The following is a 12,590-nucleotide window of genomic DNA, read 5'->3' on the forward strand; positions in this document are numbered from 1 at the left end:
GGCGAAGTTTACCCGATCGCGCGCAGGTGCACCGCAAAGCGCTCGGCCAGCCATTGCGCGGCCGGCCCCAACGGCTCGTCACGGCGCCAGGCCAGCTCGACGACCAGCGCCGGCGGCCGCCACTCGCTGGCAAGCTCGACCATTTGCGCCTGGTAGGTGGGGTACTGCACCACATGCCGGGGCAGCCAGGCCCAACCCAGGCCGCGCATCAGCAGTTCAGCCATGGCGTAGAAGCTGTCGGCACGCCAGACCTGCGGGCTGATCGCTTCGCCGCCGGGGTAGCCACTCTGCTGCGGGGTGATCAATAACTGCCGGTGGCGTGCCAACTGCTGGCGGCTGACCCTTGCCTGCTGCGCGAGCGGATGGCCGACCGCGCACACCGTGACCATTTCCACACTGCCCAGGGCACGACGCTCCAGCGACGCCGGCATGCTTTCATGATGAAAAAACAGGCCAAGGTCGGCGCGCCGCTCCACCAGCTTGCGCGCCACATCACCCTGGGCGGCGCTGGCCAGTTGCACATCCAGGTACGGGTAGCGGCTGGCCAGCTCGTCCAGGCTGTCGATGACGGGCTGATAAGGCATCGCCTCGTCCTGGGCGACCCGCAACAGGGCTTCCTGCCCGCGCATCAGGGCCAAGGCGCGCCCGTCCAGGCGCTCGCATTGGCGCAGCAATTCACGGGCGTCCTCCAGCAGCGCGGTGCCGTTTTCGGTCAGCTTGGGCTGGCGGCCGCTGCTGCGTTCGAACAGGGTTACGCCCAGGTCCGCCTCCAGCAGGGCGATGGCGTTGCTCACCGCCGACTGGGCCTTGCGCTGTTCACGGGCAACGGCGGAGAACGAGCGCAGTTCAACAACGCGCACGAAGGTGCGTAGTTGCTCGAGGTTCCACTGTTCGGCCATCAACCTATCTCCATGGGTGATAGGTAATGACTTTACCCCATCCAGGCAACGTCTAGAATGCCCGACCAGTCACCGGAGAACCGCCATGAACGCCTACACCTACCTTGCCATCGCCATCTGCGCCGAAGTCATCGCCACTGCCTCCATGAAAGCGGTGAAGGGGTTCAGCACGCCTCTGCCGTTGCTGCTGATGGTGGTCGGCTACGGCATCGCGTTCTGGATGCTGACCCTGGTGGTGCGCAGCATTCCGGTGGGGATCGCCTATGCCATCTGGTCGGGGCTGGGCATTGTGCTGATCAGCGTGGCGGCACTGGTGATCTATGGGCAGAAGCTGGATGTACCGGCAATGCTGGGCATGGCGATGATCGTCGGTGGGGTGGTGGTGATTCAGCTGTTCTCGAAGACTGCCGGGCATTGATACGGGCTGTATACTTGCCAGCTGTCCCAGTCTTCGAGGTACCGCCATGCCAACCGCCATTTCCACTGACGTACTGATCGTCGGCGCCGGGGTCGCAGGCCTCTGGCTCAATGCCCGGTTGCGCCGTCAGGGCTTTTCGACCGTGCTGGTGGAGCGCGCCAGCCTCGGTGGCGAGCAGACCATCAAGTCTCAGGGCATCATCCACGGCGGCACCAAGTACGCCCTGCACGGCGCCCTGACCGGCGCCTCGGAAGCCATCGCCGACATGCCGCGGCGCTGGCGGGAGGCTTTGGCGGGCAATGGCGAACTGCCGCTGGGCAACACCCGCCTGCTGTCCGAGGCACACTACCTGTGGTCCCCCGGCACCCTGGCCGGCAACCTCACCAGTTTCTTCGCCAGCAAGGCCGTGCGCGGCCGGGTCGATCAGGTCAAGGGCGAGCAACTGCCGCCGGCCCTGCAGGACCGCGCCTTCAAGGGCAAGGTCTATCGCCTGGCGGAACTGGTCATCGACGTGCCCAGCCTGCTGGCCAACCTGGCCGAACTGGCCGGCGACAGCCTGCTCGCCGGCGAGCGCATCGAACCCCTGCGTGACGGCGATGAGCTGGTGGGTTTGCGCGTGGACGACCGTGAAATCCGCGCGCAGCGTATCGTGCTCAGCGCCGGCGCCGGCACCGAAGACCTGTTGCATGCGCTGGGCCTGAGCCAGCCGGCCATGCAGCGCCGCCCCTTGCACATGGTCATGGCCAAGGGGCCGAACCTCAAGCCGCTGTATGCGCACTGCCTGGGCGGCGGGCCCAAGCCACGGGTCACCATTACCACCCACCCGGCGGCCGATGGCCAGTGGGTCTGGTACCTCGGCGGCGACCTGGCCGAGGCCGATGGCGTGGCCCGCGAGCCGGCCGCGCAGATTGCCGCGGCGCAAAAGGAAATCGCCAACCTGCTGCCCTGGGTCGACCAAGGTCAGGTCCGCTGGGCAACCCTGCGCGTGGATCGCGCCGAGCCCGCGCAGTCGGGCCTGGTGCGCCCGGACAACGCCTTTATCGCCGACCAGCAACGCCTGCTGGTGGGCTGGCCGACCAAGCTGGCGCTGGCCCCGGACTTCAGCGACCGGGTAATCGCCATGTTTGAACGCGACGGCATCCGCCCAGGCGCCCAGGCCGACCTCAGTGGCCTGCCGCGCCCTGCGCTGGGCGTGCCTGCCTGGGAGCGACTGCTGCCATGAGCCTGCCGACCCTGCACGACTTCCATCGCCCCCTGGGCAGTACCGGCCTCAAGGTCTCGCCCCTGGGCCTGGGCACGGTCAAGCTTGGCCGCGACCAAGGCGTGAAATACCCCACCGGCTTCACCATCCCCGATGATGACGAAGCCCGCATGCTGCTGGCCCAGGCCCGCGAACTGGGCATCAACCTGATCGACACCGCGCCGGCCTATGGCCGCAGTGAAGAGCGCCTTGGCCCGCTGCTGCGCGGCCAGCGTGATGCGTGGGTGATCGTCAGCAAGGTCGGTGAAGAGTTCGACAACGGCAGCTCGCACTTCGACTTCAGCGCCGCCCACACCCGCCGCTCAGTGGAGCGCAGCCTGCGCCGCCTGGAAACCGACCACATCGAGCTGGTGCTGGTGCATTCCGACGGTAATGACCTGGCGATCCTCGAGCAGCAGGAGGTCTACCAGACACTTGCGGCCCTTAAGCAAGAAGGCAAGATCCTTGGCTTCGGGCTGTCGGGCAAGACCGTCGCAGGTGGTCTCAAGGCCTTGGAACAGGGCGACTGCGCCATGGTCACCTATAACCTGAACGAGCAGGCAGAACGCCCGGTGCTGGACTACGCTGCCGAACACGGCAAGGCGATCCTGGTGAAGAAGGCCCTGGCCAGCGGGCACATCTGCCTGGCACCCGGGGTCGACCCGGTGCAGGCCAGCTTCGAGCTGCTGTTTTCCCACCCGGGCGTCAGCAGTGCTATCGTCGGCACCATCAATCCGTTGCACCTGGCCCATAACGTGGCCACCGTCGCCCGAATTCTGGGCCAGCATTGAGCCGCCCTCGCGGGCGTCCGACAGGAGGAGGAACCTCGTGCCGCGAACGCTGATCCGCAAGAACCCGAGCAACTTCAAGACACTGCCGCTGCATGTCGAGGCCACCGCCGAAGGCCTGGTTTACCAAAGCATCGGCATGCCGCTGAACTTCGCCCAGACCCAACAGCGGCGCCGTGCCATCCAGCTGCCCGACACGCAGCGCTTCGTGGCCGAGCTTGCCAACCTGGGTGTCTCGGTACGCCTGACCCTGCACTGGCAAAACCGTGACTACTGGGTATTGGTCCGTCAGCGGCGCCAGGACCGCGGCGACGTGGTGCTGAAGCTGATTTCTGGCTACGTCCCCGCCCAAGAACTCAACTTGCCGCTGCACACCGCCGTGCAGGAAGTGGCCGAAGAATGCCTGCTGGAAACCCCGGAAGGCTGGCTGGGTGGGCGTTTCAATGACACCTGGCTGCCGGCCCCCTACGCCGCCGCTCTGCACTACCGCGAAGCGCTGCCGTTTGTGCTGACGCCGGAGTCTGGTGCCGCACGGCCGGTGCACTGCGCCAACCTGATGCTGCTCGAACGGCCACGGGCCTATGTGCATTTGCCGACCGCCTCGTTGCAGCTCATCTATGACATGCGCCTGCAGGTGCCCAGGGACGCCAAGAAGCTCAGCCTGTTCCATGTCGATGAACGCCTGGAAGGCGACCAGTTGGTGGCCCGGCTCAATCGCAAACGGCCGGACCTGTACCTGATGCCCTTGAAGGACGGGCAACCGTTGGCCGAACTCTACACGCTGAAAAAGGACGAGCTGGTGCCGGCGAGCACACGCGGGCTGTACCTGGCCGAGAGCTTTGCCCGGCAAGAAGGTTGGGTGGTCAGGGATGAGCGGATTCGCTGGCGGGATTGGGTGAAGCAGCAAGGGTTGGTGGAGGCCAAGCCCGGGCGGGCTTCACATCTGCAGCGGTTTGGCGACAAGGCGCGGGCATTGCTGGCCAAGGCGCGGACTTCGTTGCACAAGTAACACTGGGGCCGCAACGCGGCCCCAGTTACATCAGTTTTTGCGGATCTTCTCGACAATGGCTGTGGTCGAGCTGTTCTCGACGAGCCCCAGCACCTTCACGGTGCCGCCATAGGCCTTGACGATGTCGGCACCCACCACCTGGTCGATGCCATAGTCGCCGCCCTTGACCAGCACATCCGGCTTGACCTGGCTCAGCAGGTTTTCCGGCGTACCCTCGGGGAAGCTGATCACCCAATCCACCGCCCCCAGCCCTGCCAGCACCGCCATGCGGCGGTCGACGCTGTTGATCGGGCGGCCCGGGCCTTTCAGGCGGCTGACCGACGCATCGTCGTTGACCGCGACGATCAGCCGGTCGCCCTGGGCACGCGCCTGCTCCAGGTAGGTGACATGGCCGGCATGCAGAATGTCGAAGCAGCCGTTGGTGAAGACGATCTTCTCGTTGTGCGCACGCGCATCATCGATCGCCAGCAGCAACTGCTCGAGGCCCAGCACCCCGCGCTCGGAGCCCTCTTCGCGCTGGATCGCCCGGCGCAGCTCAGGGGCGCTGATGGCGGCGGTACCCAGCTTGCCGACCACGATACCCGCCGCCAGGTTGGCCAGGGCCACCGCGTGCGGCAGGTCTTCACCGGCCGCGATGGCCGCCGCGAGGGTGGAGATCACCGTGTCGCCGGCACCGGTGACATCGAACACTTCGCGGGCGCGGGCCGGCAGGTGCAGTGCGGGGTGGCCCGTACGCAACAAGGTCATGCCGTGCTCGCCACGGGTCACCAGCAAGGCGCCAAGGTCCAGGTCCAGCAGCAACTGCAGGCCTTTGGCGACCAGCTCTGCCTCATCGGCGCAACGGCCAACGATGGTTTCGAACTCGCTGAGGTTCGGGGTGATCAGGCTGGCGCCGCGGTAAATGGAGAAATCCTTGCCCTTGGGGTCGGCCAATACTGGAATACCCTTGGCGCGTGCAGCCTGGATCAGGCTCTGGTGGTTCTTCAGCGCGCCTTTGCCATAGTCGGACAACACCAGCACCTTGACGCCATCGAGCAGGCTGTCGACCTCCGTACCCAGCGAGAGCGGGTCGGTGGCGAACGGTTCTTCGAAATCGATACGCAGCAGCTGCTGGTGGCGGCTCATGACCCGCAGCTTGACGATGGTCGGCTGGTGCGCGATGCGCTGGAACACCGAGCGCACGCCCGCAGCTTGCAGGCTGTTGGCCAGGCTGTCGGCCGCCTCGTCCTGGCCGGTAACACCGATCAGCGACGCGGGCGCACCCAGGGCGGCGATGTTCAAGGCAACGTTGGCCGCGCCGCCGGGGCGATCCTCGATCTGATCGACCTTGACCACCGGGACTGGCGCTTCAGGCGAGATACGCGAAGTACCGCCATGCCAGTAGCGGTCGAGCATGACATCGCCGACCACCAGTACCGGGGCTTGATCGAAACGCGGCATGGACAACTTCATGGGCAACCCATATGAAAATAATGAACAGGGGCAGGATATTAGCACAGGGCAAGCGACGGCTTTACGGCCAGATCGGGCCCTTGAAAATTCCGGTGACAATCGGGGCCGGCACGGCCCCGATCAAAGAGGTTCAGGTGATATCGGCCTTGGCCGGCTCATCCAGGCCCATGGCATGCAGGCGGGCATAATGGCCATTAGCCTGAAGCAGCTCGGCATGGGTGCCACGCTCGACCAGGCGGCCCTGGTCCATGACCAGGATCATGTCGGCCTTTTCGATGGTCGACAGGCGGTGGGCGATCACCAACGTGGTACGGCCCTCCATCACATGGTCGAGTGCCGCCTGGATGTGCCGCTCGGACTCGGTATCCAGCGCCGAAGTCGCCTCGTCGAGAATCAACAACGGCGCGTCCTTGAGCAGCGCCCGAGCAATGGCCAGGCGTTGGCGCTGGCCGCCGGAGAGCAGCACGCCGTTCTCGCCGACCTCGGTGTCGAAGCCCTTCGGCAGCTTGTCGACGAACTCCTTGGCGTAGGCATCTGCAGCCGCAGCCTCGATGTGTTCACGCGGCGCACCGGCCAGGTCACCGTAGGCAATGTTGTTGGCGACGGTGTCGTTGAACAAGGTGACGTGCTGGGTAACCTGGGAAACATGGCGACGCAAGTTGCGCAGGCGATAGTTTTCGATCTCCACGCCATCGAGCAGAATCTGCCCCTTGTCGTGGTGATAGAAACGTGGAATCAATGCCGCCAGGGTCGACTTGCCACTGCCAGAGCGGCCCACCAGGGCGATCATCTGCCCCGGCTCGGCGACGAAGCTGATGTCGCTCAACACCTCACGGTCGGTGCCTGGGTAGGTGAAGCTGAGATCACGCACTTCCAGACGGCCTTCGACCTTTGCCTTCTCGATGGTGCCGCTGTCCACTTCAGGCTCTTCGTCGAGCTGCTCGAAGATGCTTTCTGCGCCTGCCAGGCCTTTCTGGATGGTCGAGCTGACTTCGGAAAGCTGGCGAATCGGTTTCGGCAACAAGCCCGCTGCGGTGATGTAGGCCACCAGGTCACCGGCGGTGGAGTCACCACGGAGGTACAGCACCAGGAACATCAAGGCGGCCATGGCGCTGTAGATCACCAGCTGCAGCATCGGCGTGTACAGCGAGCCGGTCTTGGTCATGCGCAGCTGCTTGTCGGTGTTGCTCTGGCTGGCGCGGCCAAAGCGCTGCTGTTCGTAGGCCTCGCCACCAAAGCTGCGCACCACGCGATAACCCTGGATGGTCTCGGAGGCGACGTGGGTCACATCCCCCATGGCCACCTGGATTTTTTTGCTCTGCTTGCGGAATTTCTTGCTGGCGACGCTGACCATCACCGCGATCACCGGCAGGATGGCAACCATGACCAGGGTCAGGTGCCAGTTCATCCACAGCAGGTAGGCAAACAGGAAGACAACCGTCAGGCCCTCGCGGATCACCACCTTGATCGCATCGGTCGCGGCACCGGTGACCATGGTCACGTTGAAGGTGATGCGCGAGATCAGATGGCCCGAGTTGTGGTTGTCGAAGTAGCGGTTGGGCAGCACCAGCAATTTGTTGAACAACTCGACCCGCAGGTCATGCACCAGGCACAACGAAACCTTGGCCAGGAAGTAGTTACCCAGGAACGAGCCCAACCCCTGCCAGGCCGCGATCAGGATGATCAGCAGTGGCACCGCCTGCAGCAACTGCAGGTCGCGCAGGTAGGGCACGGTAGGGAACAACACCGCTTGCGGATTGCTCAGGCCATCGACGAAATACTTGAGAATGCCGGCCAGCATTGGCTGGGTCGAGGCGAAGATCACGAAACCGACGATGCTCAACAGGAAAATGCCGGCATAGGGTTTCACGTAGCTCAACAGCCGGAAGTAGATCTTCAGGCTGGAGGTGTGCTCCGCGGTTCGCGGTGTTTCGGCCATCATCGAGCTCGCTGTTCAGGTTGAACCGGAAATTTTACCACAGGCTTCATTTTCGGCACGCCCCCAGGGCAACAACATGGCCAGGCCGACCGGCAACCAGCTGATGAACCACTCCGCACGCGGCGTACCGGTCAGGCTGGCGGCATCGAACTGCATGGCCAGGGTCGAGTAGACCCAGAAGCACAAGAGTACCTTGCCGAACAGTGTGGCACGGGCCCGGACGATTTCACCGAGGGTGTACAGCCACACGGTCACCCACAGCAGCATGCCGGGCAGGCCCATTTCCACCGCAACGTGGGTGAACATGTTGTGGGTATGGTCGAAGTGCTTGCCGACTGCGCTCACATCGTACCCAGCGCCCAGGCCCAGGCCTGTCCAAGGATGGGCGGCAATCATGTCCACCACCGCATGGAAAATCTCCGGCCGGTAGGACGAGCCGCGCTTGGCGATCAGGTCGTACATCACATAGAACGCAGCGCCCGTGGCGATGACCGCCAGGATCGAGAACACCCGGCTGTGACGATCACGGAACCACAGCGGCGCCATCACCACCGTGATCACCAGGGCCAGGATCGCCCCGCGGCTCTGGCTGAGCACTGCAAACGCGCCCAGGCAGGCCAGCGCCGCCAGCCACAGCAACTGCATGCCACGCTTTTGCGGCGGCTCGTACAACAGGAACAGCGCGGCGGCCCCGACCACATAGGCACCCAGGATGGGGTGTGAAATTTCACCGATACCTGCCAGCCGGGCCAGCAGCGATTTGCCCTGCAACCCGTAGAAGTTGATGATCGACACCAGCGCGGCGAAGGCCAAAAGGCCACTCCCCAGCAGCAACAACTGGCGGATCCGGGCCAGCCCCAGCTGGGCCAGCAACGGGAACGCCATCAGGAAGACCAGAATGTAGATCAGGCGCTTGATTTCACGCCCCGGCTCTTCGGCCGGCGACCAGGCCAGGCTCAACCCGCTCCAGGCCAGCAGCAACAAGATACTGCCCCACAATGCCGGCTGACGCCGCCAGGCCTGGGCAAACACCTGCCGGGCAGACCACGCCAGCACGAGCGTCGGTAACCACAAAAACAACACCAGCCCTTGCTGGTAGATCTTGTTGCTGGGCGCCAATGCAATTGCCGCCAGGAACCAGACCAGACCCAAACCTAACCAGGCCCGAGCCCAGCGTTTTTCATACAACATCCTTTTCCCCCGATGAATCAAAGACACCATCCATGGTGCTACCGCATTATTTTCGGCATTATTGCCGGTCATTTTGCTCGCCAGACGACAAGGCTCTATTCATGCAATGCTCCCGGCTCACCCAGATCGACTTCGATCAGCTGACACTAGGCGCACAGGTGCTAGAGGCAGACAGCCATGGCGCCAAAGTCTACCTGCTCAAGGATGGTAATTTCCTTAAGGTTTTTCGCCGTAAACGATTGATTTCATCTGCCCTGTTGCGCCCCTACTCGCAGCGCTTCGTCGACAACGCCGCGCGACTGGCGCAATTGGGCATTCCCACCCTCGAGGTGATCAGCCAGCACAAACTCGACCTGCCCGGCAGAACCGCGGTGCTGTATCGCCCGCTGCCCGGGCGGACCCTGCTGCAGATGTCGCGCGACGCCGACTTCAGCTGGGACACCTATCTGCCGCGATTGATCGAACTCATACGCCAGTTGCACCGCGCGGGTGTCTACTTCCGCTCACTGCACCTGGGCAATGTCGTGGTCACCCCCGATCAGCGCCTGGGGTTGATTGATGTGGCCGACATGCGGTTCCTGCGCCCGCCGTTATCTGCCCGCATGATTCGTCGCAACGTGCAGCACATGGTGCGCTACATCGAGCGGGAGAACCTGGGTGACCAGTTCCCCCTCGCCGACTTCGAGGCAGCCCTGCTGGCCCGCTGAGGGTCAACCTCGCAGCAGGTTTTGCGAGCCATTCTGGAAGGCTTGCCAGGCCTGCTCCGGCGCCAGTGCCTGGCGTTGTCGGGCGGCCACGGCTGCGGCGTCTGGCAGGCTGCAGCGCGCTATCGCCTCGGCCCAGGCATGCTCATCGGCAATGGGCAGGTAGCCACCGGTGTCCAGCAACTGCTCACGGAACACCAGCAGGTCACTGCACACCACCGGCACGTCGGCCATCACCGCCTCTTGCACCACCAGCCCCAGGCCCTCCGAACGCGAAGGCACCAGTAGCCAGTCAAATGCCCGGTACAGCCGCTGCAGGTCTTCACGATGGCCGCACAGATGGACCTGCCCGGCCAGGCCCAGTTCGTCGATGCGCGCTTGCAGCACGGCATGCAGAGGGCCTTCACCAATGATTGCCATCTGCAGGTCGGGCTTGTCGACAACGGCCTTGGCAAACGCCTCGATCAGCATTTCAAAGCCCTTGCTTTCGACCAGCCGCCCCACCGCACCGAGCACCTGGCCGCTGCCTGGCCGCAACGCCAGTGCCTGCCTGGCCTGCTCGCGGCTCAACAGCGTTTCGACGAAGGCCCGAGGGTCGAGGGCCATGCGCAGGGTCTGTACCGGCCGCCCAAGGTCGTGCTCCAGGGCTTCGGCAAGCGTGTGCGAAACCGCTGCGATGCTCAAGCGCTCGGCGGGCAATGCCCGCAACAGGCGGATATCACTCGCCGTCAGGCGCGTCTTGCCGTGGAACAGTACCTTGGCACGCACCTCGGGAATCTGCTGCAGCAGCGGCAGCACCAGCCTTGCCACGCCGACACCGTCGAGCAGCACGATCTCGGCCTGGGCCTCGGCCAGCGCCTTGCGCAGGCGCATGCGCAGCCACGGCCGCAGCAGGCGCCACAGGTGCCGGCCCTTGAGCGCACGCGGCGGCATGTGCCACTCCCGGGTCGAGCCGAGCCCACAGCACAGCCCGCTGCCCAACAGCAGCCAGTTGCTGATCCTGGCATCGGGCCCGGCGTGGGACAGCACCTGTCGGTGAACCTTGTGGATGGACATGTACGGCGAACCGCCTGCCCACATCATATTGACGATGTTCATGGGGTTAGCGCCCCTCTCCCGCTCAAAGTCAGGTGGGACTGCGACTTCATTGAACAAAAATGGTGATACCCATGCCGATCACGGCACCTGCCACCAGCGTCAATGCCAGCTTTATCCGATCACGTTGACGACGTTTGGCCTTGCGCTCCACTTCTATGGGCAAGGTCACGTGATTACCAAATCCTGTGTGCAATACTGCATCACCCTCCAAGGTGACCGCTGTCAGATTTAACTCAGCATAACGACGGGAAAGCGCCTTTTCTCCAGCATAGGCGGCAAATGGTGCACAGCGCTGATAATCGCTCAAACGACGCAGGCCGGGGTTGAGCGAAAACGCTTGCCACTCCGCTTTTTCGGAAAGCAGTGGGTAGCAAGGCACGCCCGCGATCACCTGACGGTCGCCCAGGTGGATGTAAGGGCTGTGCACGGACAGGTCATGGGCATGGCTGCGCAGCCAGACCTGCAGCAGGTTGGGACTGACCTCCAGGATCGCCCGGGAATCTTCGACAAAGCCCTGCCGGTAGAAATGCCAGTCATCCTCGCAATGGAAGATGTAAGGCGTCTTGACGTGGCTGTAAGCCAGGTCGATCGACGGCAGCTGGCCCAGCTTCGGCCGATTGACGAACACCTTGCAATGCGGTTTCCAGTGCTCTGGCACTGCCCCATGCACGGCATCGTCACCGGAATCTTCGGTGATGAAGACTTCGCGAATGGGCGCGGTGTTGTAGCGATCGAAACTCTCAAGGGTGTCTTTGAGCAGATCGAACCGCCCACAGCTGGTCACGACCAGCGTGACATCACTCTCATTTGAAAAGCGCACCGGACTCCCTCCGCATTGCGACAATCGACTTCCAGCACCCGCTCCGTAGGCACGAAAGTGCTTTATTAAATGCCCAGTTTCAGACGTAGCCGCTGCCAGGCAGACAACGGCGGATGAGGCCTGAGCGCAGGGCGCATGTGGTCGACGATGCTACGTCCAACTTCACCGAAACTGAAACGAGAAACCGCCAGATGGCGGCCATTTTCAGCAATCCGCTGGGCCAGCGCAGGGTCGGCGCGCAAACTGCGCAGCTTTTCCTGGAGGGTCGGGATGCTGTCATAGAACACCACGTTGTGCATGTCCTGCAGGCCCAGGGCGCGGTTTTCTTCCTCGCCCTGGTCGAACGCCAGCAACACACAGCCACAGGCCATGGCCTCGAAGTTCTTGATCATGTACTCGCCCATGCCGACATCGGCACTGACGAAGAAACGAATACGGTTGAGCGTGTTGCAATAGTCCTCACCCGACTTGGTGCGGGTCACCACCAGGTTCTCGACCCGCCCCAACTCGTCCAGCAGCGCCTTGCGCCCGCTGTAGGCAACGCTGTTGGTGCTGCCGACGAACGCCAGGTCGATATCGCGCTCACGTCCCTGGTCGGTCAGCAGCTGCTCATCGTAGCCCTTGGGCACGAATACCGCGTCAAAGCCTTCCTGGCGCAGGCGCTCGCTGACCATGTAGCCCGAACTGATCACCCGCGCCCACGGCAGTTTGCGGTAATGCGCGCTGAACTTGCCGGTGTACTTGCAGGGGATGTAGTTCTGGTAGGCGTCATGTTCGAGGATGACCAGGTTTGGCACCGTCTGGATGAACGCCACTTGGCGGATTTCCTGCTTGAAGCGCAGGAAGAACACGATGCGGTCGTAACGCTCCACCTGCACTTCACGCTTGAAGTAGCGGCGCAGGTTACGCTGGTCTTCACTGGTCAGCCAGCGCAGGTCACATTCGCAGTTGGCCGCGACGCCATCGTACAGGCGGTCGAGGATCGCCCGCTGTTCCTTCTGCACCAGAAATAAGACTTTCATTGCTTTCCTT

Annotated in this window: 12 protein-coding genes; 5 read left to right on the top strand and 7 right to left on the bottom strand. The window is 63.6% G+C overall.

What is annotated here, in order from left to right; translation table 11 throughout:
- Positions 1-8: 8 nt before the first annotated feature.
- Entirely contained in the window at positions 9-899 is an 891-nt protein-coding gene (locus CKW22_RS05400; protein ID WP_033701844.1) for a LysR family transcriptional regulator, read from the bottom strand.
- A gap of 85 nt (positions 900-984) precedes the next feature.
- On the opposite strand from CKW22_RS05400, the gene CKW22_RS05405 reads away from it, so the two are divergent.
- From CKW22_RS05405 to CKW22_RS05420, 4 genes are read left to right on the top strand one after another with little or no spacing between them, the layout of a single operon-like run.
- On the top strand, positions 985-1,317 hold the full coding sequence (locus tag CKW22_RS05405; protein WP_033701845.1) for a multidrug efflux SMR transporter: 333 nt from the start codon (positions 985-987) through the stop codon (positions 1,315-1,317).
- A 46-nt stretch (positions 1,318-1,363) separates the two neighbouring features.
- Entirely contained in the window at positions 1,364-2,539 is a 1,176-nt protein-coding gene (locus tag CKW22_RS05410) for an FAD-binding oxidoreductase (protein ID WP_033701846.1), read from the top strand.
- Entirely contained in the window at positions 2,536-3,348 is an 813-nt protein-coding gene (locus CKW22_RS05415) for an aldo/keto reductase (RefSeq protein WP_033701847.1), read from the top strand. The genes CKW22_RS05410 and CKW22_RS05415 overlap by 4 nt, the downstream gene beginning before the upstream one ends.
- A 37-nt stretch (positions 3,349-3,385) precedes the next feature.
- The gene (locus CKW22_RS05420) at positions 3,386-4,354 is read left to right on the top strand and encodes a hypothetical protein (protein WP_033701848.1); all 969 of its coding nucleotides are present in this window, start codon (positions 3,386-3,388) and stop codon (positions 4,352-4,354) included.
- A 30-nt stretch (positions 4,355-4,384) separates the two neighbouring features.
- Here the strand turns inward: CKW22_RS05420 and hldE are convergent, their stop codons facing one another.
- From hldE to CKW22_RS05435, 3 genes are all read right to left on the bottom strand, one after another.
- Positions 4,385-5,806, bottom strand: coding sequence for a bifunctional D-glycero-beta-D-manno-heptose-7-phosphate kinase/D-glycero-beta-D-manno-heptose 1-phosphate adenylyltransferase HldE (hldE, locus tag CKW22_RS05425; protein ID WP_033701849.1), 1,422 nt, complete (start codon positions 5,804-5,806; stop codon positions 4,385-4,387).
- A gap of 130 nt (positions 5,807-5,936) precedes the next feature.
- Positions 5,937-7,745, bottom strand: a complete 1,809-nt coding sequence (gene msbA / locus CKW22_RS05430; protein WP_033702580.1) for a lipid A export permease/ATP-binding protein MsbA — start codon at positions 7,743-7,745, stop codon at positions 5,937-5,939.
- Between the two features lie 15 nt (positions 7,746-7,760).
- Complete coding sequence (locus tag CKW22_RS05435) at positions 7,761-8,936, bottom strand: O-antigen ligase (protein ID WP_033701850.1); 1,176 nt, start codon at positions 8,934-8,936, stop codon at positions 7,761-7,763.
- A gap of 101 nt (positions 8,937-9,037) precedes the next feature.
- On the opposite strand from CKW22_RS05435, the gene CKW22_RS05440 reads away from it, so the two are divergent.
- Entirely contained in the window at positions 9,038-9,643 is a 606-nt protein-coding gene (locus CKW22_RS05440; RefSeq protein ID WP_033701851.1) for a lipopolysaccharide kinase InaA family protein, read from the top strand.
- A gap of 3 nt (positions 9,644-9,646) precedes the next feature.
- On the opposite strand, the gene CKW22_RS05445 is transcribed toward CKW22_RS05440, so the two are convergent.
- The 3 genes from CKW22_RS05445 to CKW22_RS05455 form a co-directional block, all read right to left on the bottom strand.
- Positions 9,647-10,738: a glycosyltransferase gene (locus tag CKW22_RS05445; RefSeq protein WP_033701852.1), complete on the bottom strand. Its 1,092-nt coding sequence runs from the start codon at positions 10,736-10,738 to the stop codon at positions 9,647-9,649.
- A 46-nt stretch (positions 10,739-10,784) separates the two neighbouring features.
- Complete coding sequence (locus CKW22_RS05450; protein WP_033701853.1) at positions 10,785-11,558, bottom strand: glycosyltransferase family 2 protein; 774 nt, start codon at positions 11,556-11,558, stop codon at positions 10,785-10,787.
- Between the two features lie 65 nt (positions 11,559-11,623).
- Positions 11,624-12,580 carry a glycosyltransferase gene (locus tag CKW22_RS05455; RefSeq protein ID WP_095063881.1) on the bottom strand — a complete coding sequence of 319 codons (957 nt, stop codon included), beginning with the start codon at positions 12,578-12,580 and terminating at the stop codon, positions 11,624-11,626.
- Positions 12,581-12,590: the final 10 nt, after the last annotated feature.

This window comes from Pseudomonas sp. Irchel s3f19 (assembly GCF_900187555.1).
GTDB classification, from domain to species: domain Bacteria; phylum Pseudomonadota; class Gammaproteobacteria; order Pseudomonadales; family Pseudomonadaceae; genus Aquipseudomonas; species Aquipseudomonas capeferrum.

Bases quoted from the DNA above. Each gene is read 5' to 3' on its own strand.
- CKW22_RS05400 (WP_033701844.1), bottom strand. From the start codon at position 899: ATGGCCGAACAGTGGAACCTCGAGCAACTACGCACCTTCGTGCGCGTT.
- CKW22_RS05405 (WP_033701845.1), top strand. From the start codon at position 985: ATGAACGCCTACACCTACCTTGCCATCGCCATCTGCGCCGAAGTCATC.
- CKW22_RS05410 (WP_033701846.1), top strand. From the start codon at position 1,364: ATGCCAACCGCCATTTCCACTGACGTACTGATCGTCGGCGCCGGGGTC.
- CKW22_RS05415 (WP_033701847.1), top strand. From the start codon at position 2,536: ATGAGCCTGCCGACCCTGCACGACTTCCATCGCCCCCTGGGCAGTACC.
- hldE (WP_033701849.1), bottom strand. From the start codon at position 5,806: ATGAAGTTGTCCATGCCGCGTTTCGATCAAGCCCCGGTACTGGTGGTC.
- msbA (WP_033702580.1), bottom strand. From the start codon at position 7,745: ATGGCCGAAACACCGCGAACCGCGGAGCACACCTCCAGCCTGAAGATC.
- CKW22_RS05435 (WP_033701850.1), bottom strand. From the start codon at position 8,936: ATGTTGTATGAAAAACGCTGGGCTCGGGCCTGGTTAGGTTTGGGTCTG.
- CKW22_RS05440 (WP_033701851.1), top strand. From the start codon at position 9,038: ATGCAATGCTCCCGGCTCACCCAGATCGACTTCGATCAGCTGACACTA.
- CKW22_RS05445 (WP_033701852.1), bottom strand. From the start codon at position 10,738: ATGAACATCGTCAATATGATGTGGGCAGGCGGTTCGCCGTACATGTCC.
- CKW22_RS05455 (WP_095063881.1), bottom strand. From the start codon at position 12,580: ATGAAAGTCTTATTTCTGGTGCAGAAGGAACAGCGGGCGATCCTCGAC.